Here is a 21,784-nt window from a genome sequence, read left to right as displayed (position 1 = left end):
CCGTCCCGGCACCGGCAGGGGTAGTGCCGTACGGCCCGGGGTACCCGGGGTGCTCCGAACCGAGAGGAGGCGGGAACACCGTGACCGGAACCATGCACACCAGGCCGGTGCACGACGAGCAGCACTCCGTGGGCGAACTCGTCGGGCAGGCCACCGAACAGCTCTCCCGGCTCGTGCGCCAGGAAGTGGCCCTCGCCAAGTTGGAACTGGCCGAGAAGGGCAAGCGGGCCGGGCGCGGCGGCGGAATGCTCGGTGCCGCGGGCGCCATCGCCTACGTGGGCCTGTTCGCCCTGGCCGGCACGGCCACCGCCGCGCTCTCGCTGGTACTGCCCGTCTGGGCCGCGGCGCTCATCGTGACGGCGGCGCTCTTCGTGATCGCCGGTGTCCTGGCCATGACCGGTCGCTCCCAGCTGCGCCGGGCCGTGCCGCCCAAGCCCGAGGAGACCCTCGACAGTGTCAGGGCCGACGTCGACCAGATCAGGGAAAGGGCACATCGATGACCGACGCGACGAGCCGGGACGGTTCGAGGAGCGGCTCCACCGCGCAGCCCGTAGGCGGGGCCAAGGGTCCCGACGAGCTGCGCAGGCAGATCGAACAGACCCGCGGCCAGCTCGGCGACACCGTGGAGGAGCTGGCGGGCAAGGCCGACGTGAAGGGCCGCGCCAAGGCCCGGGCCGCCGACCTGAAGGACAAGGCCGGCGCCATGACCGTGCAACTGCGCAGTTCCGCCGCGCACGCCGGACACGCCGTCCAGGAGAAGGCGGGCCGGGCCGGTCACACCGCGCACGAGAAGGCGGGCCGGGCCGGAGACGGCGCGGAGCGGCACACGCCGCCGGGACGGGCGCGTGGCGCGGTGCGGGCGGGGCTCGGGCACCCGCGCGCCGTGCTGGCCGCCGGGGCGGCGGTGGGCGTGGTCGCCGCGGCGGGCCTCGTACGGCTCCGTCGGCACGGGCACTTGTGAGCGCACGCACGGGGACGCGGTGTGGCGAGGGGCTTCGGAAGGGGCCCCTCGCCCCCTGCGTTCCACCGGTTCCACCGGTACGGGAAGGGGGTTGACCTCAACCTTGGTCGAGGTCGGAGAGTGGTGCGTGCACCCGACGACCACCGATCACTGGAGGCCGGCATGACCCGCCGCACCGACGCCCACCCCCGCCTCGCCCGCCCCGACGCCCTGGCGCCCTTCTTCAGCACCTGGCGGGTCGGCACCCCCGAGCGGCAGCGGCAGACCGTCGACGCCATCGCCCGTACCTGGGAGAACCGGCCCTGGCCCGCCGAGGACCTGCGCGCCTACCACGTCTACACCGGGCACGACGGCAGCACCCTGCTGCACCACTCCCAGTGGGCGGGCGAGCAGGCGTACGAGGCCTTCGTGAAGACCCACCGGCAGGAGCGCGTCGACGAGATCGACACCGCCGTGCCGGGCATCGAACGGCTGGGACTCGGCAGGTACCGGCACTACCGCGCCGCGACCCGCGAGGGCGGGGCGGCGGCCGTCGCCCCCGGCTGTGTCGTGATCGTCGAGGTCGAGTTCGAGGGGCCCGACCCCGACCGGCAGCGCGCCTGGGTCGACGCCGTCTTCGAGGCCCTGGAGAGCGAGCCGCGGCCGCACCCCGGCGGCATCTCCGCCCACTTCCACCTCAGCACCGACGGCACCCGGGTGCTCAACTACGCCGAGTGGGAGAGCGCGCGGGCCCACATCGACGCCCTCGCCGCACCGGGGGACGGTGTCGGCTCGGCGACGGCCCAGTGGGAGCGGGTGCAGCACTGGCCGGGCCTGAAGAGCAGCACGGTCAGCCGCTACGACCACGCGCTGGGCCTCGTGCCCCGCTGAGCCCGCCCCCACCTCGGGCCGGTTACGGACGGAACCGCAGCACCTGCGGGTCGTGGTCGCTGATCTGGTCGTGGAACTCGGCGTTGACGTGCACGCTGTCGTAGGACAGGTGTCCGCCGCGCCGGACCGACGGGCTGACCAGGATCTGGTCCAGGACCTGGCTGTTGCCCTGGTAGACGTACGAGTAACGCTCGCTCCTCGGCAGCGACTTCACCGCCGACCACAGGGCCCCGTCGTCCTCCAGGATGCGGGCGGTCGTCGAGAACTCGAAGTCGTTGATGTCCCCGAGGGCGATGACGTCCGCGTTCTTCTCGGCGGCCAGGATCTCCTTGACGAAGGTGTTCACCACCCTCGCCTGCGCGTGGCGCTGGGTCTCCGAGCTTCGCGACGGCGGCTGGTACTGCGCCGTCAGACCCTGGTCGCCGCCCTTGGAGTTGAAGTGGTTGGCGATGACGAAGACCGTCCGGCCGCGGAAGACGAACTCGCCGGCCAGCGGCTTGCGGCTGTCCTCCCAGGCCGGGTCCGCCGGGTCGACCCGGCCGGGGGAGAGGGTCAGCGCCGCCTTGCCGCGCACCTTGCGCACCCCGGTCGCGGCGGTGGCGTCGCCGCCCGCGCGGTCGGTGAAGGACACCCGCTCCGGGTTGAACAGGAAAGCCTGGCGGATGTTGCCGCCGGGCTCGCCGCCGTCCGCCTTGTCCACCGGGTCGATGCCCCGCCACTCGTAGCGCGGCCCGCCGGCCGCCACGATCGCGTCGATCAGCCTGCCGACCGTCGCGTCGGCCGCCACGGTGCCGTCGTCCGTGGCGCCGTTGTTGTCCTGGATCTCCTCCAGCGACACGATGTCGGGCGACTTCAGGTGGTGCACGATCGCGTCGGCGTGCGCGGCGAAGGTGTCGTCCGACGGGTCGAGGTTCTCCACGTTGTACGTCGCCACCGCCAGCTCGCGGGCGCTCTGCGGGCGCGTCGACTCGCGCTCCGTGCCGCCGCGCTCCAGGGCGCCGATCTCGCCCGCGACCAGCGTGTAGCCGCCGTACTGGTTGTAGTCCAGCGGACCGGCGGTGGTGCCCGCGAGCGTGTCGCCCACGTCGGCGGCGGGGAAGTCGGCCGGCTTGCCCAGCGACTGGATCTGCAGCCGGCCGGTGTTCTGGTCGTCGTAGGAGCCGTAGACCGTGCCGCCGCGGCGGTTCGGGTTCTCCCAGGGCTTCACCGTGACCCACAGCTCGGTGTACGGGTCCGAGGCACCGACCACGCGGGCGTCGGCGACCCGGACGCTCATGCCCTCCAGGGACTCGTAGTAGTCCAGGGCGTACGCGTCCGGCCTCAGGGGCAGGCCGTTGACCGAGCCGTTCGCCGCCTCGTCGCCCTCGGGGGCGTACGCGCGGGGCACGGAGCGGGCGGATACGGTCGTCGCGGCCGGGAGGGCGTTGCCGGTCGAGACGACGGTGACCGTCGGGCGGGTGATCTCGGTCAGCGACTGGTTCCCCGAGGACGTACCGCCGGGGACGTACTCCGAGACCGTGCCGGAGACGGTGACCGCGTCACCGACGGCGACCTCGGGGGCCTTGTTCGTGAAGACGAACACGCCCTCACTGGTGGCCGGGTCCGCGTCCGGCCGCGGGTCCTGGATCCAGAAGCCCTTGGAGGAGCCGTAGCCCCGGACGCCGGTGACGATTCCGGCCACGTCCGTGACCTGCCGGCCGGCGTACGGGGACAGCCGGGTGCTGCCCTGGATGTCGTGGATCCGCACGGAGCCGGCCGGTGCGGAACCGGCGTGCGCGGGCACGGTGAGGACGACGGTGGACGCCGCCGAGCAGACGGCGGCGACGGTGAGCGCGGCGAGGCGCGCGGAGGACTTGCTGGCCAACGGGATCCCTCCGGGGACGTGACGTGGCGCCGGGACGAGGGTGGGACGCGAGGGGCGACAGGCTGTGCGCGGGACGTCTGAGCCCTGGAGGAAGACGTCCCTCCGACCCGCCCCCCCGCTTTCTACGCGCGTCAATCTCCTGCCTGGTCAGGTCAGTTGTCAAGGTTTCGGCCATGTACGCCACCCGACGGGGAGATGAACCGGGCGGCATGGGGTGAAACCCGTCTAGGCTGAGCAGTTGAGCCGTACACGGGCCGTACGGCGGTCAAGAGGCGCGCGAGGAGAAACTTCCGATGTCAGACAGCTCCACCCTGCCGCCCGCACGGCTGCGCCCCGACGCGGAGCTGGCCCGCGACGCGCTGTCCGCGCCGGTGCTCGCCCGGGCCGCGCGACTGGCCCGCTGGGCCGGTCCCGACACCCGCGTCGACGCCGGGGGCGGCCTCGTCGAGGAGCAGCTGCCGGCGGCGGCCGAGCAGCTCGGGCTGAGCGGGGACGACGCCGCCGCCTACGCGAGCGAGGCCTGGCGGATCGCCGTGGACACCGGGCTCGTCGAGATCACCGACGAGGAGACGGGCACCGTGGCCGCGGGCGAGGACCTCGCCCTGCTCACCGGCGGCTCCCCCGAGGACGTGCTCGGGGTGTGGCTCACCGCCCTGGAGGCCGTGCTCGCCGACGCGAGCGTGCCCGACCTCGACGACCTGGTCGACGCGATGGCCGAGGGCGGCGAGGCCGACCTGTCGTCCCTCGACTGGGACCCCGACGCCGAGTCCGAGTTCCTCGATGGCGTGCTCGGCAACCTCTACCTGCTGACCGTCGGCGAGGACGGACCCGGCGACGCCCCGGTGCCGCTGCCCGCGCTGGCCGCCTCGGTGATCGTGCCCAGCGACATGAGCGAGCCGAGCAACGAGGTCCTGGAGCAGGTGTCGGACGCGATGATGCGCCTGGACGACCAGTTCCGGCTGCTGGAACCGGTCGGCCTCGTCGAGTACCAGCCCGTCGACGAGGCGCTCATGGCCGACGCCGACGAGGAGCCCGCCGCCCCCGTCGACGAGGCCGACCTCAGCCGCTACGGCATGGTGCGGCTCACCCCGCTCGGGCTGTACGGACTGCGCGCCCGGCTCCTGGACTCCGGCTTCGAGGCCCCCGCCGTCGGCGACCTCGCCGACAAGGGCGCCGACGCGCTGCTCGACGGCACCGCGTCCTTCCCGCTGGCCGCCGCCCACGCCGAGACCGAGCTGTGGCTGGCCGGGCGGAGCCCGCTCGACGCCGCCCGCGAACTGCTCGCGGCGGCCCGCGGCTCCGACACCGGCGCGCCGCTGCGCCGGTTGCGCTGCCAGCAGGCGCTCTCCCTCCTCGGCGCGGAGGCCGAGCCCGCGCTGCGGGAGGTCCTCGACGACGCCGAACTGGGCGGCCTGGCCCGGGTGTGGCTCACCGAGCACGGGGCGCGGGACGTGCCCGCCCCGCCCCAGGAGATGGTCTTCTGGCTGACCATCGACACCGTGGCCGCCCAGCTTGCCGCCGAGGGCAACTCCGAGGAACTGCGCGCCCTGGTGGAGGGCCTCGCCCGCCAGTACAGCGGGTTCTTCGACACGGTCTGGCGGGTCGAGCACCCGGCCACGCCGGACGTCCTGGAGGCGATGGGGCGGCTGCACCCCGACAAGAAGGTCGCCAAGGAGGCCCGCAAGGCGGCGTTCAAGGCACGCTCCCAGCAGGGCGGCTGACGGCAAGAGCGACATGGCGAGCGCCCCGTCCGCGGGGCGACCGCAAGGGGCGCCCGCCCGGCGGACGGGGAACGCCGGGCGGGCGATGCCCGACGACCGCCGGCCCGCGGCGGGCAACGCCGGTCGGGATGCGGGGATCGGACCGCCTCCGGGCGGGGGTGCTCGGCTCGCGGCCGGGACCGGTGGCCGGTTTCGGCGGGGAGCGGTCGGGTGGGAGAGGTCTCCGCTCGTTCAGCCTGCGTTCAGGTAGTGGCGGGCTCCCTGTTCAGGCGGAGGCGGAACCGTGACGCCCGACCGAGGTCCGCCACCCTCCACGGCTCGCCCACCGTCACAGGAGACACCATGTCGCTCACCCGCAGGGACTTCGCCAGTCGATCCGCGCTCACCGGCGCCGGGGTCGTACTGGCGGGCAGCGTCGGCGCCCTCGCCACCGCCCCGAACGCCCTCGCGTCCACGGACACCGACAGCGTGGGGGAGGAGCACGGTCACGGGCACGACGGTCACCACGGCCACGGCGGAGTCGGTTACGGGCCGCTGATCCCCGACCCGGACGGCATCCTCGCCCTGCCCGCCGGCTTCCGGTACGAGATCATCACCTACTCCGGCCGGACGAAGCTGGAGTCCGGCGAGTACACCCCGTCCAACCACGACGGCACCGCCACCTTCGACGGCCCGCGCGGCACCACCCTCCTCGTCAACAACCACGAACTCGGTGGCCACCGCGACGACTGGCCGCACCCCGTCCCGCTCACCGAGGGCCTCGTCTACGACCCGGCCGCCGCCGGCGGCTGCACCGTCGTCGAGGTCCGCCGCGGCGGCCACGTCGCCGAGTGGGTCGGCATCGCCGGCACCGCCACCAACTGCGCGGGCGGCAGCACCCCGTGGGGCACCTGGCTGACCTGCGAGGAGACCGAGGACAAGGCCGGCAAGAACGGCATGACCAAGGACCACGGCTACGTCTTCGAGGTCGACCCCGAGGACCGCCGCGCCAACCGCGACCCCAAGCCGATCAAGGCGCTGGGCCGCTACGCCCACGAGGCCGTCGTCATCGACCCCAAGCGCGGCCACGCCTACCTCACCGAGGACGCCTCGGGCCCCAACGGCCTCCTGTACCGCTGGGCCCCGCCGGAGCACTTCCGGCACGGCCGGGGCCGGCTGCGCACCCTCGCCGACGACGCCGGGGTCCTCCAGGCCTTCAAGTGCTTCGACTCCGGCGGCAAGTTCGTCGACGACCTGTCCCGCGCCACCAAGACCGGCACCGTCTACGGCGTCGACTGGGTCGACGTCCCCGACCGCGACGCGAAGTCCACCTCCGTGCGCAAGCAGTTCGCCACCGGCGAGGTCACCCGCGCGCGCAAGCTGGAGGGCATGTGGTGGGCCGACGGCGGCGCCTACGTCGTCTCCTCCTTCGCCCGCGACGAGAGCCCCGGCCGGCCGCACGACGGCCAGGTCTGGTTCTACGACCCGAAGCGCCGCACCCTGACGCTGAAGGTCCTGCTCGGCGTCAACGCCGACCCGTCCGCCGACGGCGCCTTCGACGGCCCCGACAACATCACCGTCTCCCCGTACGGCGGCCTGGTCATCGCCGAGGACGGCGACGGCGTCCAGCACCTGTTCGGCGCCACCGACAGCGGCCGCACCTACCCCATCGCCCGCAACGAACTGAACCTGGGCACCGAGGACGACCCCGAGTACAGCGAGTTCACCGGCGTCACCTTCTCCCCCGACGGCCGGACCCTCTACGCCAACATCCAGACCCCGGGCATCATGCTCGCCATCACCGGGCCCTGGAAGCGCCAGCGGCGCTAGAACCGGGAGTCACTCTTACGGGTGTGCCTGTCCGATTCGTCAGCTGGCAACTGGCGCTGGACATACTGTCCTCACATGCCCAAGTCATGTCAACAGTGCGGAAACTCCGTGAAATCGACTCGCAGGCGTTTCTGCAGCAACCGGTGCAGTCTCGCGGGGACCGTGAGGCAACGTGCTGATGCGAAGCGCAGACCCAAGCCGCCGTGCCAGCAGTGTGGGAAGGCCGTCCTGACTCGAGGTGCCGTGCACTGCGGCAGAGCTTGCGCCAACGCAACCCGCCGAGAACAGGCGGAGGCGCGACGCGGCGAGCCCGTGCCGTGCCTCCGCTGCGGGGCGACGGAACGACGCCGTCGGTCCAGCGGTCCGTACTGCTCGTGGGAGTGTTTCAACGAGGACCGCTACGAGCGAACAGGTACGTTCGCGCGGTGGCTTGGTGCCTGGCGATCCGGCGAGGTCACCGGTACCAGGGAAGACGGCCGTCCGGATTGGCGGGTGAAGCAAGCTCTGGTTCTGCTCAGAGGGCAGCGATGCGAGACCTGCGGATGGGCGGAGGTGAATCCGGTGTCTGGAAGAGTGCCGCTGCACGTCGACCACATCTCGGGCGACCGTTCGAGAAACCGTCCAGAAGACGTCCGACTGCTGTGCCCGAACTGCCATGCGCTGACTCCCAATTATCAGCACCTGAACAACCCGAAGGTGAGGCCCGTCCGGCAGAAGCAGAGCCGTCGCTATCAGGAGGTCTGGCTCGGTGAACGTACCGCCTAGCAGACGCGGGAGGTCGGCCCGTCGAACCGGCAGGTCGTCGCCTCCGTCCTGCGGCGCCCCGACGAGCCCGGCGAACTCCTGGCCTACTGGACGGCGACGTACGGCCGCGCCGTACCCAAGCCGGTCAAGCGGGGGATCGCCGACGCCGTACGGCGGCTCTACCACGGCAAGTCGCTGCTGAAGTACGACACCGCGTCCAAGGGGTACCGCTTCGGCGACATCCTCAACCTGGTGCACGCCGCGCCCGACCCGGACAAGCCGTGGCAGGGCGAGCTGTTCCAGTACGCCCTCGACCGCCGGCACAACCCGGACACCGCGGTGCCGCCCGCCTCGGACCGCGTCCTGACCGCGCACCGCGAGCTGATGGCGCTGCCCGTCGCCCACCGGCGAGCGGTGGTCACGGCGCCCGACGGTGCCGAGCGGCTCACGGCGGGGCGGGACGCCGACTGGCCCTGGGACGCCCGGTGCGGGCCCGCGCGGTAGGGTGCCCGGAAGGTCACCGCTGTGCAGGGAGGGGCTGTGGCGCAGGTCAGGCCCATGCGGGCGGATGCACGGCGTAATCGTGAGCGGTTGCTGACGGTGGCGGCCGAGGCGTTCGCCGAGCACGGTGAGGGTGCCTCCCTGGACGACATCGCCCGGCGCGCCGGGGTGGGCGTCGGCACCCTCTACCGGCACTTCCCGACGCGGCGGGCGCTGCTGGAGGCCGCCTACCTGGAGCGCCTGGAGGCGATCGCGGCCCGCGCCGACGTGATCGCGGCCGCCCGGCCGCCGGGCGCGGCGCTGCTGGCGTGGCTCGACGAGCTGGCCGTCGGGATGCTCCAGGTGCGCGGGCTCAAGGCGCTGCTCGGTACGGCCGTCACCGGCGGCGGCCCCGCGTGCGGCGACTGTGTGCGCGGGGCGGCGACCCGGCTGGTGCGGGCCGCGCAGGGGGCCGGTGCGCTGCGGCCGGACGTCGAGCCGGTCGAGGTGCTGCGGCTGCTGCACGGGGTGGTGACGGCGGCCGAGGCGGCCGACGAGGTGGACGGGACGGCCGTACGCCGGTACCTGTCGCTGCTCGTGGAAGGGCTGGGCCGGGACTAGGGGCGCCCGCCGCCGGGCGCCCCCAGGTGGAGCCGGGCGCCTACAGCGCCTTCGCGGCCGGCTTCACCATGCCGCGGACCGTGCGGGACTTGACGAATTCGCCCATGGCGGTCATGTCCCACTCGCCGGAGTACTGGCGGATCAGCTTCGCCATCATCACGCCGGTCTGCGGCTCGGCGCTGGTGAGGTCGAAGCGGACCAGCTCCTCGCCGCTCGCGGCGTCGATGAGGCGGCAGTACGCCTTGGCGACCTCGGTGAACTTCTGGCCGGAGAACGAGTTCACCGTGAAGACCAGGCCGCTGACCTCCTGCGGGAGCCGGCCGAGGTCCACGACGATCACCTCGTCGTCGCCGCCGCCCTCTCCGGTCAGGTTGTCGCCGGAGTGCTTGATCGCGCCGTTCACGATCGAGAGCTTGCCGAAGTAGCAGCTGTCGATGTGGTTGCGCTGCGGGCCGTAGGCGATGACGGACGCGTCCAGGTCGATGTCCTTGCCGCGGTAGGCGGGCTCCCAGCCGAGCCCCATCTTGACCTGGGAGAGCACCGGCCGGCCGCCCTTGACGAGGGAGACGGTCTGGTTCTTCTGGAGGCTGACCCGGCCCTTGTCGAGGTTGATCTTGCCGGTGCCCGGGGCGGGGGCCGACGGCGCGGCGGGCGGGGCCGGAGGTGCGGCGGGCATGGTGGGGGCCGCGGCGGGCGGGGCCGGGGGCGTGACCGCCTGGGGCCGCGGCGGGGTCGCCGGCTGGGCCGGGGCCGCCGGTTCCTCCACCGTGACGCCGAAGTCGGTGGCGATGCCGGCCAGCCCGTTGGCGTAGCCCTGGCCCACCGCGCGGGCCTTCCAGGCGCCGTTGCGCAGGTAGACCTCGACGATCACCAGGGCGGTCTCGGTGCCGAGCTGCGGGGGGGTGAAGGTGGCGAGCACGGAGTTGTCGTCCGCGTTGCGGATGGTGGCGGTCGGCTCGATGCCCTGGAAGGTCTGGCCGGCGGCGTCCGGGCTGGCGGTGACGACGATCTTCTCGATGCCCGGCGGGACGGCGGAGGTGTCCACCACGATCGCGTCCGGGGCCGTGCCGCCGCCGGAGCGGTAGGTCACGCCCTGGCCGGTGGGCTGGTTGTAGAAGATGAAGTCGTCGTCGGAGCGCACCTTGCCGTCGGCGGTGAGCAGCAGGCCCGATACGTCGAGCCGCACGGGCGCGGCGACGTCCACCGTCACGCGGGCGGCGGAGAGGGGGATGTTCGAGCCGGGGGTCATAGCTGTCATGCCGGGTGAACGAGCGAGGGCGTTTTACCGTTCCCTTACCCGGCGGCCAATCGGGTTCGCGGCCGGGGGCACGCCGGGTCAGCGGCGGTCGCGGGGGTGGTTGCGGGGGTGGTCGCGGGCCGTGCGTTCGTTGCCGTGCTTGTAGTTGCCCGTCCAGCGGGCCATGACCAGCTGGGGGTCGCCCGCCGCGACCTCTTCCAGGAAGCGGGCCGCGCGGGAGCCGTTGAGGGTGGTCGCGGGGCGGTTGTGGTGGGTGATGTGGACGGTGCCGGTTGATGTGGCCGTGTAGGCGAAGCCGTGGGGTTCGGGCATGCGGGGATCGTACGGGGCGGTGGGGGCGGCGGCCTCAGGGTTTTCGCCCCCGCCGCCCCTTCCCGCCCCGTCCCCGGGGGCTGCCGCCCCAAGGCCCCCGCTTCGGCCCTGAACGGGCCTCGTCCTCAAGCGCCGGACGGGCTGGAGAGGCCGGACGTCGGCGGGAAGTGCTACGGCACGACCACGATCTTGCGGCCCACGCCCGCCGCGAACTGCTCCAGTGCCTGGGGGTAGCGGGCCAGTTCGATGCGGTCGCTGATGAAGACGTCCGGGTCGAGGACGCCGTTCGCGAACAGCTCCGCCGCGCGCTCGTAGCTGTGGAGGACCGCCATGGAGCCGGTGATGGTGATCTCCTGGTTGTAGATGCGGTACGGGTCGATCTGTACGCGCGTCGCGTAGTCGGCGACGCCGAACTGGAGGAAGGTGCCGGCCTTGGCGACCCGGTCCAGGCCGTCCTGGATCGCCGCCGCGTTGCCGGTGGCGTCGATCACCAGGTCCCAGCCCTGGGGGCGGTCCAGCTCGTCGGGGGTCGCGGCAGAGGCCGAGACGCCGAGGCCGCGGGCCGTTTCCAGGCGGGCCGGGTTGAGGTCGACCATGTCGACGCTGGCCGCGCCGGTGCGCTTGGCCAGCTCCAGCATCATCAGGCCCATCGTGCCGGAGCCGTAGATCAGGACGTGGGCGCCGAGGCGGGACTGGAGGACGTCGTAGCCGCGGACGGCACAGGAGAGCGGCTCGATCAGGGCCGCGTCCTGGGTGCGGACGTGCTCGGGGAGCTTCACGCAGTTCGCGACCGGGGCGACCGCGTACTGTGCCGCGCCGCCCGCCGTCGTCACGCCGATGGCCGCCCAGCGCTCGCAGAGGTTGTTGTGGCCGGTGCGGCAGTAGCGGCACTCGTAGCAGTAGAGGGAGGGGTCCACGGCCACCTGGTCGCCGACCGCCACCTCGGTGACCTGGGCGCCGACGCCGACCACCGCGCCGGCGAACTCGTGGCCCGGCACGATGGGGAGCTTGGGCGCGAACTCGCCCTGGAGGATGTGCAGGTCGGTGCCGCACAGGCCGCAGGCGGCGACCTCGACGACGACCTCGCGCGGCCCTGGCGTCGGGTCCGGGACCTCGGTGACGACGGCGCGGCCCACGGACTCGATGACGGCGGCCTTCATTTCACGGCTCCCAACGACAGGCCCTGGACCAGTTTGTCCTGGGCGGCGAACCCCGCGGCGAGCACCGGCAGGGAGATGACGAGCGACGCGGCGCACACCTTGGCCAGGAAGAGGCCCTGGCTGGTGATGAAGCCGGTCAGGAAGACGGGGGCGGTCTCGGCGACCACGCCCGTCAGCACCCGGGCGAAGAGCAGTTCGTTCCAGCTGAAGATGAAGCAGATCAGTGAGGTCGCGGCGATGCCCGGGAGGGCGATGGGGGCCACCACCCGGACCAGGATCGTGGGCAGCTTCGCGCCGTCCACCCGGGCCGCCTCGATGATCGCGACCGGGACCTCGGCCAGGAAGGACTGCATCATCCAGACCGCGATCGGCAGGTTCATGGAGGTGTAGAGGATGACCAGCAGCCAGATGTTGTCCAGCATGTCGGTGTTCTTGGCGAACAGGTAGATCGGCAGCAGGCCGGCCACCACCGGCAGCATCTTGGTGGACAGGAAGAAGAACAGGACGTCCGTCCACTTCTTCACCGGGCGGATGGACAGGGCGTAGGCGGCGGGCAGCGCCAGGACCAGGACGAAGAGGGTCGAGGCGATCGACGCCACCGCCGAGTTGACCAGCGCGGGCCAGGGGCTGGCGCCGCCGCCCGCGCCGAAGAACTCGCGGTAGCCGTCCAGCGTCAGCGACGCGGCGAAGGACGGCGGGTTGGTGGCGGCGTCCGACTCGGAGTGGAAGGAGGTCAGCGCCATCCAGGCGATGGGCAGGAAGAAGACGATGCCGACCAGCCAGGCCACCAGGCCGAGGCCGGCGCCGGTCCGGCGGCTGGTGCGTACGGGCGGCTTGGCGTCGGTGACGACGGGGCGTACGGCGGTGGCGGTCATGCGCGGCCGACCTCCTCGCGGAACAGGGACGACACCACGCGCAGTGCGAAGGTGGCGATGATGATCGAGCCGATGACGACCAGGACGCCCGCGGCCGAAGCGAGGCCGTTCTCGTGGGCCTGGTAGAAGCTCTGGTAGACGGTGTAGGGCAGGTTGGCCGTGCCCAGGCCGCCGGACGTGATCGTGAAGACCGCGTCGAAGTTCTGGACGATGTAGATCGAGCCGAGCAGGGCGCCGAGTTCGAGGTAGCGGCGCAGGTGGGGCAGGGTGAGGTGGACGAAGATCTGCCAGTCGCCCGCGCCGTCCACCCGGGCGGCCTCGATCTGCTGCTGGTCCCGGCTCTGCAGCCCGGCCAGCAGGATGAGCATCATGAACGGCGTCCACTGCCACACCAGTGAGGCCTCGACCGCCAGCAGCGGGGTGTTGGAGATCCAGTCGGGCTGCGGTCCGCCGACGTAGTGCAACAGGCCGTTGAGCAGGCCGTATTCGGGGTTGTAGAGGACGTGTTTCCAGAGCAGCGCCGCTGCCACCGGGACCACCAGGAACGGGGCGATCAGGAGGGTGCGGACCACGCCGCGGCCCTTGAACCTGCGGTCGAGGAGCAGGGCGAGGGCCAGGCCGAGGACCAGGCTGACCAGCACGACCGCCACGGTGAGCAGGATCGTCGTCCACACCGACTTGCGCAGGGCCGGGTCGCCGAGGACGTCGCCGTAGTTGGCGAAGCCGGTGAAGTGGCGGGCGTCCGGGTAGAGGGCGTTCCAGTCGAAGAAGGAGATCACCAGGGTCGCCACGAAGGGCAGCTGGGTGACCACGACCATGAAGACCAGGGCGGGGAGGAGGGGGGCACGGGTGGCCCAGGCGCGCAGCCGGTTGGACGGCGGGCGGACGGTGGGGCGGGCGTGCTCGGGTGCGGCCGAGGGGGCCGTGGTGGTGGCGGTCATCGTCCCTCGTACTCCTCGGAGATCTTCTCGGCGAGCTGCTGGGACTTCTTCAGGGCCTCCTCGACGGACTGGCGTCCGGCGATGGCCGCGCTGATCTCCTGGGAGACCTTGGTACCGAGATCGGTGAACTCGGGGATGCCGACGAACTGGATGCCGGGCGCGGGCCGCGGCTGCACGCCGGGGTCCTTGGGCTTGGCGCCCTCGATGGCCTTCCTGGTCATCTCCTGGAAGGCGGCGGCCTCCTTGACGTAGGCCGGGTTCTCGTACGTCGAGGCGCGCTTGCCGGCCGGGACGTTGGACCAGCCGGTCTCGTCGCCGACCAGCTGCTCGTACTCCTTGCTGGACGCCCAGGAGACGAACTTCCAGGCCTTGTCGGCGTTGCGGGAGGCCTTCTGGATGCCCCAGGCCCAGGTGTAGAGCCAGCCGGAGGAGTCCGTCTTCTCCACCGGGGCGGGCGCGTAGCCGACCTTGCCCTTGACGGGGGACTTGGCGGCGTCCAGGGAGCCGGCCGCGGAGGTGGCGTCGTACCACATGGCGACCTTGCCCTGCGTCATGTTGTTCAGGCACTCGGCGAAGCCGGACTGGGCGGCGCCGGACTCGCCGTGTTCGCGGACCAGGTCGACATAGAACTTCGTCGCCTTCTGCCACTCGGGGGAGTCGAGCCGGGCCTGCCAGTCCTGGTCGAACCAGGTGCCGCCGAAGGTGTTCACGACGGTCGTCAGCGGTGCCATCAGCTCGCCCCAGCCGGGCAGTCCGCGCAGGCAGATGCCCTTCATGCCCGGCTCGGACCCGTCCAGCTTCTCGGCGAAGGAGGCCACCTGGGTCCAGGTGGGGTGCTCGGGCATCTCCAGGCCCGCCTTGGCGAACAGGTCCTTGCGGTACATCAGGAAGGACGACTCGCCGTAGAAGGGCTGGCCGTAGAGCTTGCCGTCCTCGGCGGTGAGGGACTCGCGCATCGGGCCGAGGACGTCCTGCTCGTCGTAGGCCGGGTCCTTCGCGACGTAGGAGTCCATCTCGTGCAGCCAGTCGTTGCGGGCGTAGATCGGTATCTCGTAGTTGGAGAGGGTGGCGGCGTCGTACTGGCCGGCCTGGTTGGCGAAGTCCTGGCTGATCTTGTCGCGGACGTCGTTCTCCGGCAGGACGGTGAAGTTCACCTTGATGCCGGTCTCCTTGGTGAAGTGGTCGGCGGTGAGCTTCTGCAACTCGACCATCTGCGGGTTGTTGACCATCAGGACGTTGATGGCGTTGCCGCCGGATCCGGCGCCGCCCGCCCCGACCCAGCAGCCGGTGAGCAGCGGGGCGAGCAGCGTCCCTGCGGCGGCCATGGCGAGCGTGGCTCGCGGCCTCCGTCGGCTCTGGGTTCGCATGGATCGCTCCTGAACGTATGGGGAGGTATGGGCAGATGTAAGGAGATATAGGGCGGTGGAAGGGGTGGGTGTGCCGTGCGGGGGCCGGTGGGGCCGGGGCGGTGCTCAGACGCGGATGACCTGGGGGCCGAGCAGTGAGTAGCGGTGGGCCTCGGCCGTGGGCAGCAGGGTGCTGGTGACGATGGCCTCCAGGGCGCCGACGTCCGCGAAGCGGCAGAAGCTCACCGCCCCGAACTTGGTGTGCGCGCCGACGAACACCGTGCGGCGGGCGGCCCGGATGGCCTGCGCCTTGACCTCGCTGACCGCGGGGTCGGGGGTGGTGAGGCCGTGCTCGCGGGAGATGCCGTTGGCGCCGATGTAGGCCAGGTCGACGACGAAGCCGGCCAGCATCTTCGTCGTCCAGTGGTCGACGGTGGCCAGGGTGCCCGAACGGACCCGGCCGCCGAGCAGCAGGACGGAGGTGTCACCGGCTTCCGCGAGCGCGCCGGCGACCGGCAGGGACGCGGTGACCACGGTCAGCGGCCGGTCCCGGGGCAGCGCCTCGGCGATGAGCTGGGGGGTGAAGCCCTCGTCGACGAAGACGGTCTCCGCGTCGCCGAGCAGTTCGACGGCGGCGGACGCGATCCGGCGCTTCTCGGGCACGTGGCTGGTGGCGCGGAAGGCGAGCGTGGTCTCGAACCCGGCGCTCTCCACCGGGTAGGCGCCGCCGTGGGTGCGGCGGACCAGCCCGTGGTCCTCCAGGGCGCGCAGGTCCCGTCGTACGGTCTCCTTGGCGACGCCCAGTTCGGCGGCGAGGGCGGTGACGTCGACCGAGCCGGTGGCGCGGGCGACCCGCACGATCTCGTGCCGACGCTCTTCCGTCGTCCTCGTGTTCATGCCGAACACCCGCCTCACCGCCTCGTCGCCGTGTGGTTGCCCGTTCGGGCCCGTGTGGTCCTTGGGGGAAGTTCTACAGCGGCGGCGCGGCACTGACCAGGCCTGTTGTGGACCCGATACTGCCCGTGTGCGCCCGTTTGCGGTGCCGGGTGCCCGTCTCGGACCTGGGGCGGAGCGCGGAGCGGGGTGGGAACGGGCAGTGCGGATGCCCGCATGCGGAAGCGGACGGGCCCGTTCGGTGCCCGTCCGCTTCTCGTGGGGTCGTCTTCCGGTCAGTACGGCCAGATCGGGGGGTCGGTCACGAAGTGGCCGCCCAGGCGGGCGTGCGCCGGGTTGTCCGGGTCCAGTTCGCCCTGTTCGGCGACGAGCTTGTCGGCGTACGGCTCGGAGTCGTCCCGCGGTTCGTAACCGAGCGCCCGCGCGGAGGTGAGGTCCCACCACAGCCGGGTGTTGGCGGAGGAGCCGTGGACGACGGTGTGCCCGACGTTCTCGGCGGTGAGGGCCGCGTGGAAGAGGCGGGCGCCGTCCGCCGGACTCATCCACACCGAGAGCATGCGCACGCTGGTCGGCTCGGGGAAGCAGGAGCCGATGCGGACGGAGACGGTCTCGATGCCGTGCTTGTCCCAGTAGAGCTGGGCGAGGTCCTCGCCGAAGCACTTGGACAGGCCGTAGAAGGTGTCCGGGCGGCGGGGCGTGTCGACGGGGACGAGGGGGTCGTCGCCCCGCGGGCGCGGGGTGTAGCCGACGGCGTGGTTGGAGGAGGCGAAGACGACGCGGCCGACGCCCTCCTCGCGGGCGGCCTCGTACAGGTTGTACGTGCCCTCGATGTTGGCCTTGAGGATCTTCTCGAAAGAGGCTTCCAGGGAGATGCCCGCGAGGTGGATGATCGCGTCGACGCCCCGGACCGCCTCGCGCAGGGCGTCCCGGTCGGCGAGGTCGGCGACGATCGCGTCCGGCTCGCCCTCGACCGGGCGCAGGTCGAGCAGGCGCAGCTCGTAGCCGTGTCCGGGCAGCAGTTCCCGCATCAGGGTGCCGAGGCCGCCGGCGGCGCCGGTGAGCAGGACGGTGCGGGGAGCGGGCATCCTCGGGACTCCTAGGTCGGTCTGTGCAGGGGCGGCGCAGCGGGGCAGGCGTGCGCACGCGTGCTGGTGTGTGCCTGACGTTCAGATGTGTGGACACGCTAAGGAGCGGGTGGTCACGCGTCAAGAGGGCGCCTGCTTGACGGTGTTCGCGGGGCGGCTTAGCGTGGTCGCGTTCAGAAATGTAGACACAGGTCATAGATATGGAATGGGGAGCGCCCGTGACCTCAGCCCCTCTCGCCACTCGGCTCACCGCGCCCAGCGGCCCGCTGTTCTTCCCCGTCACGGCGTACGGACCCGACGGCGGGCTCGACCTCGACGTCTACCGCACCCATGTACGCCGCGGGGTCGAGGCGGGTGCCGCCGCCGTGTTCGCCTGCTGCGGCACCGGCGAGTTCCACGCCCTGACGCCCGAGGAGTTCGCGGCCTGCGTCCGCGCGGCCGTCGAGGAGAGCGCGGGCCGGGTGCCCGTCCTCGCGGGCGCGGGCTACGGCACCGCCCTCGCCGTGCGCTACGCCCGCCTCGCCGAGGAGGCCGGGGCGGACGGGCTGCTCGCCATGCCGCCCTACCTGGTGCTCGCCGGGCAGGAGGGACTGGTGCGGCACTACCGGGAGGTGGCCGCGGCGACCGCGCTGCCCGTGATCGTCTACCAGCGCGACAACGCCGTGTTCACCCCGGACAGCGTCGTCGAACTGGCCCGCACGGACGGCATCGTGGGCCTCAAGGACGGGCTCGGCGACCTCGACCTCATGCAGCGGACGGTCAGCGCGGTGCGCACGGAGCTGCCCGGCGAGGAGTTCCTGTACTTCAACGGACTGCCGACCGCCGAGCAGACCCAGCTCGCCTACGGTGCGCTCGGTGTCACCCTCTACTCGTCCGCCGTGTTCTGCTTCGCCCCCGAGATCGCCCTCGCCTTCCACCGGGCGCTGCGCGAGGGCGACGACGCCACCGTGCACCGCCTGCTGGACGGCTTCTACCGGCCGTTCGTCGAACTGCGCGCCAAGGGCCGCGGTTACGCCGTCGCCCTGGTCAAGGCGGGCGTAAGGCTGCGTGGCCTGGACGTGGGGGAGGTGCGGACGCCGTTGGAGGAGCCGGCCGAGGAGCACGTGAAACAGCTCGCGCGGATCATCGAGCGGGGCCACGCGCTGCTCGGGGAAGGGGCCGGCCGGTGAGGGCGTCGGCGTTCCTCTACCCCTGGGACGTGAACGGCGACCCGGAGGCCCCCGCGCGCATCGGGGACCTCGGCGTGGCCCAGGTGACGCTCGCCGCCGCCTACCACTCCACCCGCGCCCTCACCCCGCGCCACCCGCGCCACCGCGTCGTCACCGCCGAGCACGCCGCCGTCCTCTACCCGCCGGACGCCGACCGCTGGCAGAACCGCGCACTCCGCCCGTACGGGTCCGGCGACTGGGCGCCCGGCGACGCCTACGGCGAGGCCGCCGCCGCCCTCACGGACGCGGGCCTGAAGGTGCACACCTGGGTCGTCCTCGCCCACAACTCCCGCCTCGGTGCGGAGCATCCGCACACCTCCGTCGTCAACGCCTACGGCGACCGCTACCCCTGGGCGCCCTGCATCGCGCGGCCCGCCACACGCGCGTACCTCACCGGCCTGGCCGCCGAGGCGGCGGTGCGGCCCGGGGCGCACGGCACCGAACTGGAGTCGCTGGGCTGGTACGGCCTCGCCCACCTGCACGCCCACGACAAGACCGGCGGGGTGGGGCTCGGGGACGCCGGGCAGTACCTGATGTCGCTGTGCTTCTGCCCCGACTGCCGGGCGGGTTACGGCGCCCAGGGCCTCGACGCCGAGGAACTCGTCGCCGCCGTACGCACCGCGCTGGAGCCGGTGTGGCGGGGCGCGGCGCCCTCGGACGGGGGCTGGGCGGGCGTCGAGAAGCTCCTGGGAGCGGCGCCCGCGAACGCCACGCGCGCGTGGCGGGACGACCGGGCCCGCACGCTCCAGGAGGCGGCGGTCTCCGCGGTCCGCGCCGCGGCGCCCGACGGCTTCCAGGTCCTGCTGCACGCCGACCCGGTGTCCTACCACTGCGGTGCCAACGCCGGCGTCGACCCCGCGCACATCCTGTCCGTCGCGGACGGCGTGGTCGTGCCCTGCACGGGCGGCGCGGGCCTGCTGACGCCGTTCGCCGAACGGGCCGGGGAGGGGGCCGTCCTCGCCGCCAACCTCACGGTGGTCTCGGGCATGGGCGGCAGCCCCCGCACCCTCGCCGCCGACGCCGCCCGCGCCCGCGACCTGGGGGCGACGGAACTGCGGCTGTACCACGCGGGGTTGGCCTCGGACGGGGATCTGGAAGGGGTGCGGGCGGGGCTCGCGACCCTCGCGTAGGGTGCGGACGGGGGCGGCCGGGCCGGTCGTCTCCGACCGGCCCCCGGAAGCCCTCGTCGCGCTCTCCAGAAGGATGCCCATGGAACTCGCCCAGGTCCGCCTCCTGGTCACGGACTTCCCCGGCTGCTACCGCTACTACCGGGACGTACTGGGGCTGAAGCCGCAGTTCGAGGCGGAGGACGGCCCGTACGCCAAGTTCAGTCCCGACGGCGGCACCGCGGGCATCGCCCTGCAGGACCGCGCGCAGCTGGCCCAGGTGCTGGGCGGACTCACCGCCGAGCCGGCCGGCCACCGGTCCCTCGTCGTCCTGCGCGTGGACGACCTGGACCGCTACTGCGAGGAGATCACCGCGCGGGGGGCCGGACTCCTGCACGGCCCGGCCCCCATGACGGACCGCATGCGGGTCGCCCACCTCGAGGACCCGGCGGGAAACCTCCTGGAACTCCAGGAGTGGCTGGCCCTACGAGGCTGACGGCGTGCGCCGGCCGGTCGGCCTCCGCGCGGGCGCCAGTGCCAGCGCCGTGGCCAGCAGCACCGCCCCCACGACCGGCAGCAGCAGGCGCAGGCCGGTCAGCTCCACCAGTGCCGCGCCCACGGCGAGTCCGAGCACGTTGGGCGCGAAGACCAGGGAGTTGGCCGTCGCCGTGACCCGGCCGAGCAGCGGCCCCGGCGTCTCGTGCTGGACGGCGGTCAGCGCGGCGATCAGCACCGCGGGCAGCCCCGCGCCGATCGCCGCGCCGCCGGCCAGGGCCACGGCGTCGTACGGTGCCGCCCGCACCGCCACCGCCACCGCAAACAGGGCGATCCCCGCGGCGGCGAAGCGCCGCCCGCCCAGGCGCCGCACGGCCGGCCCGGCGAGCAGCCCCACCACCACCGACCCGGCCCCCTGGACGGCGTAGAGCGCACCGGCGTACGCGGGGGAGTGCCCGAGGGCGTCGACGACGGCGTAGGCCGTGGCGCCGTTGACGCCCGCGCACAGCATGGTGACGCCGCCCGCGAGGACGAGCGGGCGCAGGCCGGGGTGCCCCCACAGGTACCGGGCGCCCTCCGCCGTACGCCGGCGCCAGCGCGTAGTGGGGCGCTCCGGCGGCGCCTCCCGTACCCGCAGGGCGGCGTACACGCCGGTGGCCAGCACGAACGTCACCGCGTCCAGCAGCGCCACGCCCGGTCCGCCGTACACCGCGTACAGCCCCGCCCCGGCCAGTGGCGCCACCAGTTTCATGCCCTCGTTGGCGGTCGTCCGCAGCCCGTTGAAGTCGCCGAGGAGCCCCGGGTCGACGGCGGCGGCGACGAGCGCCGACTCGGCCGCGTCGTGGACGACGCCCGCCGCGCCGTACACGAAGAGCACCGCGAAGAGCAGCCACAGCGTGTCCGGTGAGTCCACGGCGAAGAGCGTGAGCAGCAGGCAGGCCATCAGCAGGCTCGCGGCGATCAGCAGCGGCCTGCGGCTGACCCGGTCCGCCAGGGTGCCCAGCGCCGGGCCCACGAGCGTCGGCGCCCACATCGCGAGCATGCACAGCGCCGCCAGCCCGTCCGAGCCGGTGAGGTCCTTCACCCACACGCCCGCCGCCAGCCACAGCGCCGAGGTGCCGAAGCCGGACACCACCACCCCCGCGAGACACAGGCCCGCGTTCCGGTCGCGCACGACGCGGACGACGGGCCAGCGGCCGTCCGGTCCCGCGGATTTCCTCGTTCCTGACGTCGTCATAGCTGTTCAGCGTGGGCGTAAGGCCCGGCCGCGGGCATCGGGCACATGCCCTGGAACCGGACCCGGCGGCCGATGAGTTTCGCGGAGGCGATGAGTCCACCCTCCGACAGCGCCGGCCACACACACCCTCGGGAGCAGCCGATGACCGCCGAGACCACCACCCTCGACCTGGGACCGCAGACCCGGATCCTCACCCGCCTCGCCGACGGTGTGCGCGACGACCGGCTCGCGGACCCGACGCCCTGCCCCGACCTGGCGGTGCGCAACCTGCTCGGCCACCTGACCGGTCTCGCCGTCGCCTTCCGGGACGCCGCGCGCAAGGACCTGGGCGCCACGACCGACACCAGCCCCGAGGCGTCCGTGCCGGACATCGGCCCCGGCTGGCGCGAGCGGCTCGCCGCCGCGCTCGGGGAACTCGCCGAGGCGTGGCGCGACCCCGAAGCGTGGACCGGCATGACCCGGGCCGGCGGCATCGACCTGCCCGGCGCGGTCGCCGGCGCCGTCGTCGCCGACGAGCTGGTGATCCACGGCTGGGACCTGGCCCGCGCGACCGGCCAGGAGTACGCCCCCGACGCGGCCGCGCTCCAGGCGGCGCACGGGCTGCTCGCCGCCGCCGCGGAGGAGTCCGAGCGGGACCAGGGCATGTTCGGGCCGGTCGTGGCCGTGCCCGCCGACGCGCCGCTGCTGGAGCGCACCGTGGGGCTGAGCGGACGCGACCCGGGCTGGAGCCGCACCGACCGGTGAACGCCGGCCCCACCCAACTTCCTTTGTCAGAAGCATTGACGTGGCCCCGCGCC

The 21,784-nt window shown here is 72.9% G+C and carries 20 protein-coding genes and 2 pseudogenes; 12 read left to right on the top strand and 10 right to left on the bottom strand.

What is annotated here, in order from left to right; all coding sequences use genetic code 11:
* Positions 1-80 precede the first annotated feature (80 nt).
* From ACZ6IM_RS30710 to ACZ6IM_RS30700, 3 genes are all read left to right on the top strand, one after another.
* Positions 81-500, top strand: coding sequence for a phage holin family protein (locus tag ACZ6IM_RS30710; RefSeq protein WP_052841885.1), 420 nt, complete (start codon positions 81-83; stop codon positions 498-500).
* Positions 497-961 (top strand): DUF3618 domain-containing protein, encoded by a 465-nt coding sequence (locus ACZ6IM_RS30705; RefSeq protein ID WP_052841884.1) that lies wholly within the window; start codon positions 497-499, stop codon positions 959-961. The genes ACZ6IM_RS30710 and ACZ6IM_RS30705 overlap by 4 nt, the downstream gene beginning before the upstream one ends.
* Before the next feature lie 162 nt (positions 962-1,123).
* On the top strand, positions 1,124-1,831 hold the full coding sequence (locus ACZ6IM_RS30700) for an antibiotic biosynthesis monooxygenase (RefSeq protein WP_469560887.1): 708 nt from the start codon (positions 1,124-1,126) through the stop codon (positions 1,829-1,831).
* 22 nt (positions 1,832-1,853) lie between these two features.
* Here the strand turns inward: ACZ6IM_RS30700 and ACZ6IM_RS30695 are convergent, their stop codons facing one another.
* Positions 1,854-3,695, bottom strand: a complete 1,842-nt coding sequence (locus ACZ6IM_RS30695; protein WP_052841882.1) for an endonuclease/exonuclease/phosphatase family protein — start codon at positions 3,693-3,695, stop codon at positions 1,854-1,856.
* 293 nt (positions 3,696-3,988) lie between these two features.
* Between ACZ6IM_RS30695 and ACZ6IM_RS30690 the strand changes: the two genes are divergently transcribed.
* From ACZ6IM_RS30690 to ACZ6IM_RS30675, 4 genes and pseudogenes are all read left to right on the top strand, one after another.
* Positions 3,989-5,416 carry a hypothetical protein gene (locus ACZ6IM_RS30690; protein ID WP_469560883.1) on the top strand — a complete coding sequence of 476 codons (1,428 nt, stop codon included), beginning with the start codon at positions 3,989-3,991 and terminating at the stop codon, positions 5,414-5,416.
* Between the two features lie 342 nt (positions 5,417-5,758).
* Entirely contained in the window at positions 5,759-7,225 is a 1,467-nt protein-coding gene (locus tag ACZ6IM_RS30685) for a PhoX family protein (protein WP_052841880.1), read from the top strand.
* 780 nt (positions 7,226-8,005) lie between these two features.
* Positions 8,006-8,461: pseudogene (locus ACZ6IM_RS30680) on the top strand (TROVE domain-containing protein); the annotation flags it as partial.
* A 48-nt stretch (positions 8,462-8,509) separates the two neighbouring features.
* Positions 8,510-9,070 carry a TetR/AcrR family transcriptional regulator gene (locus tag ACZ6IM_RS30675; protein WP_469560879.1) on the top strand — a complete coding sequence of 187 codons (561 nt, stop codon included), beginning with the start codon at positions 8,510-8,512 and terminating at the stop codon, positions 9,068-9,070.
* 40 nt (positions 9,071-9,110) lie between these two features.
* On the opposite strand, the gene ACZ6IM_RS30670 is transcribed toward ACZ6IM_RS30675, so the two are convergent.
* Both ACZ6IM_RS30670 and ACZ6IM_RS30665 read right to left on the bottom strand, forming a co-directional pair.
* Positions 9,111-10,319: a TerD family protein gene (locus ACZ6IM_RS30670; protein ID WP_469560933.1), complete on the bottom strand. Its 1,209-nt coding sequence runs from the start codon at positions 10,317-10,319 to the stop codon at positions 9,111-9,113.
* Between the two features lie 87 nt (positions 10,320-10,406).
* Positions 10,407-10,640: a hypothetical protein gene (locus ACZ6IM_RS30665; RefSeq protein WP_469560876.1), complete on the bottom strand. Its 234-nt coding sequence runs from the start codon at positions 10,638-10,640 to the stop codon at positions 10,407-10,409.
* On the opposite strand from ACZ6IM_RS30665, the pseudogene ACZ6IM_RS30660 reads away from it, so the two are divergent.
* A pseudogene (locus tag ACZ6IM_RS30660) lies at positions 10,636-10,790 on the top strand (cobyrinate a,c-diamide synthase); the annotation flags it as partial. The gene ACZ6IM_RS30665 and the pseudogene ACZ6IM_RS30660 sit on opposite strands and share 5 nt — an antisense overlap.
* Before the next feature lie 20 nt (positions 10,791-10,810).
* Here ACZ6IM_RS30660 and ACZ6IM_RS30655 read toward each other — a convergent pair.
* From ACZ6IM_RS30655 to ACZ6IM_RS30630, 6 genes are all read right to left on the bottom strand, one after another.
* The gene (locus ACZ6IM_RS30655) at positions 10,811-11,800 is read right to left on the bottom strand and encodes a zinc-dependent alcohol dehydrogenase family protein (RefSeq protein WP_003976918.1); all 990 of its coding nucleotides are present in this window, start codon (positions 11,798-11,800) and stop codon (positions 10,811-10,813) included.
* Positions 11,797-12,675 (bottom strand): carbohydrate ABC transporter permease, encoded by an 879-nt coding sequence (locus tag ACZ6IM_RS30650; RefSeq protein ID WP_052841875.1) that lies wholly within the window; start codon positions 12,673-12,675, stop codon positions 11,797-11,799. Before ACZ6IM_RS30650 ends, ACZ6IM_RS30655 begins: the two co-directional genes overlap by 4 nt.
* Positions 12,672-13,616: a carbohydrate ABC transporter permease gene (locus tag ACZ6IM_RS30645; protein WP_052841874.1), complete on the bottom strand. Its 945-nt coding sequence runs from the start codon at positions 13,614-13,616 to the stop codon at positions 12,672-12,674. The genes ACZ6IM_RS30650 and ACZ6IM_RS30645 overlap by 4 nt, the downstream gene beginning before the upstream one ends.
* A complete protein-coding gene (locus ACZ6IM_RS30640) occupies positions 13,613-14,983 on the bottom strand; it encodes an ABC transporter substrate-binding protein (RefSeq protein WP_052841873.1) in 1,371 nt (456 codons plus the stop codon). Before ACZ6IM_RS30640 ends, ACZ6IM_RS30645 begins: the two co-directional genes overlap by 4 nt.
* A 105-nt stretch (positions 14,984-15,088) precedes the next feature.
* Positions 15,089-15,859 (bottom strand): DeoR/GlpR family DNA-binding transcription regulator, encoded by a 771-nt coding sequence (locus ACZ6IM_RS30635; RefSeq protein WP_052841918.1) that lies wholly within the window; start codon positions 15,857-15,859, stop codon positions 15,089-15,091.
* Between the two features lie 272 nt (positions 15,860-16,131).
* A complete protein-coding gene (locus ACZ6IM_RS30630) occupies positions 16,132-16,941 on the bottom strand; it encodes an NAD-dependent epimerase/dehydratase family protein (protein ID WP_052841872.1) in 810 nt (269 codons plus the stop codon).
* 218 nt (positions 16,942-17,159) lie between these two features.
* Here ACZ6IM_RS30630 and ACZ6IM_RS30625 point away from each other — a divergent pair, with 218 nt between their 5' ends.
* The 3 genes from ACZ6IM_RS30625 (at position 17,160) to ACZ6IM_RS30615 (ending at position 19,751) form a co-directional block, all read left to right on the top strand.
* A complete protein-coding gene (locus ACZ6IM_RS30625; protein WP_469560870.1) occupies positions 17,160-18,110 on the top strand; it encodes a 5-dehydro-4-deoxyglucarate dehydratase in 951 nt (316 codons plus the stop codon).
* Positions 18,107-19,279, top strand: a complete 1,173-nt coding sequence (locus ACZ6IM_RS30620; RefSeq protein WP_469560867.1) for a hypothetical protein — start codon at positions 18,107-18,109, stop codon at positions 19,277-19,279. Before ACZ6IM_RS30625 ends, ACZ6IM_RS30620 begins: the two co-directional genes overlap by 4 nt.
* A 79-nt stretch (positions 19,280-19,358) precedes the next feature.
* The gene (locus tag ACZ6IM_RS30615; protein WP_052841917.1) at positions 19,359-19,751 is read left to right on the top strand and encodes a VOC family protein; all 393 of its coding nucleotides are present in this window, start codon (positions 19,359-19,361) and stop codon (positions 19,749-19,751) included.
* Here the strand turns inward: ACZ6IM_RS30615 and ACZ6IM_RS30610 are convergent.
* On the bottom strand, positions 19,740-20,987 hold the full coding sequence (locus ACZ6IM_RS30610) for an MFS transporter (RefSeq protein WP_469560863.1): 1,248 nt from the start codon (positions 20,985-20,987) through the stop codon (positions 19,740-19,742). The two genes, ACZ6IM_RS30615 and ACZ6IM_RS30610, sit on opposite strands and share 12 nt — an antisense overlap.
* Before the next feature lie 141 nt (positions 20,988-21,128).
* Between ACZ6IM_RS30610 and ACZ6IM_RS30605 the strand changes: the two genes are divergently transcribed.
* Positions 21,129-21,731, top strand: coding sequence for a TIGR03086 family metal-binding protein (locus tag ACZ6IM_RS30605; protein WP_052841868.1), 603 nt, complete (start codon positions 21,129-21,131; stop codon positions 21,729-21,731).
* Positions 21,732-21,784: the final 53 nt, after the last annotated feature.

It is taken from the genome of Streptomyces sp. NPDC042336 (assembly GCF_055581985.1).
The sequence above is the reverse complement of the archived record's forward strand: the minus strand, read 5'-3'. Positions and strand labels throughout refer to the sequence as shown.

Coding starts and splice junctions, on each gene's coding strand:
- ACZ6IM_RS30705 (WP_052841884.1), top strand. CDS start 497: ATGACCGACGCGACGAGCCGGGACGGTTCGAGGAGCGGCTCCACCGCG.
- ACZ6IM_RS30700 (WP_469560887.1), top strand. CDS start 1,124: ATGACCCGCCGCACCGACGCCCACCCCCGCCTCGCCCGCCCCGACGCC.
- ACZ6IM_RS30690 (WP_469560883.1), top strand. CDS start 3,989: ATGTCAGACAGCTCCACCCTGCCGCCCGCACGGCTGCGCCCCGACGCG.
- ACZ6IM_RS30685 (WP_052841880.1), top strand. CDS start 5,759: ATGTCGCTCACCCGCAGGGACTTCGCCAGTCGATCCGCGCTCACCGGC.
- ACZ6IM_RS30670 (WP_469560933.1), bottom strand. CDS start 10,319: ATGACCCCCGGCTCGAACATCCCCCTCTCCGCCGCCCGCGTGACGGTG.
- ACZ6IM_RS30665 (WP_469560876.1), bottom strand. CDS start 10,640: ATGCCCGAACCCCACGGCTTCGCCTACACGGCCACATCAACCGGCACC.
- ACZ6IM_RS30655 (WP_003976918.1), bottom strand. CDS start 11,800: ATGAAGGCCGCCGTCATCGAGTCCGTGGGCCGCGCCGTCGTCACCGAG.
- ACZ6IM_RS30650 (WP_052841875.1), bottom strand. CDS start 12,675: ATGACCGCCACCGCCGTACGCCCCGTCGTCACCGACGCCAAGCCGCCC.
- ACZ6IM_RS30645 (WP_052841874.1), bottom strand. CDS start 13,616: ATGACCGCCACCACCACGGCCCCCTCGGCCGCACCCGAGCACGCCCGC.
- ACZ6IM_RS30640 (WP_052841873.1), bottom strand. CDS start 14,983: ATGCGAACCCAGAGCCGACGGAGGCCGCGAGCCACGCTCGCCATGGCC.
- ACZ6IM_RS30635 (WP_052841918.1), bottom strand. CDS start 15,859: ATGAACACGAGGACGACGGAAGAGCGTCGGCACGAGATCGTGCGGGTC.
- ACZ6IM_RS30630 (WP_052841872.1), bottom strand. CDS start 16,941: ATGCCCGCTCCCCGCACCGTCCTGCTCACCGGCGCCGCCGGCGGCCTC.
- ACZ6IM_RS30615 (WP_052841917.1), top strand. CDS start 19,359: ATGGAACTCGCCCAGGTCCGCCTCCTGGTCACGGACTTCCCCGGCTGC.
- ACZ6IM_RS30610 (WP_469560863.1), bottom strand. CDS start 20,987: ATGACGACGTCAGGAACGAGGAAATCCGCGGGACCGGACGGCCGCTGG.
- ACZ6IM_RS30605 (WP_052841868.1), top strand. CDS start 21,129: ATGACCGCCGAGACCACCACCCTCGACCTGGGACCGCAGACCCGGATC.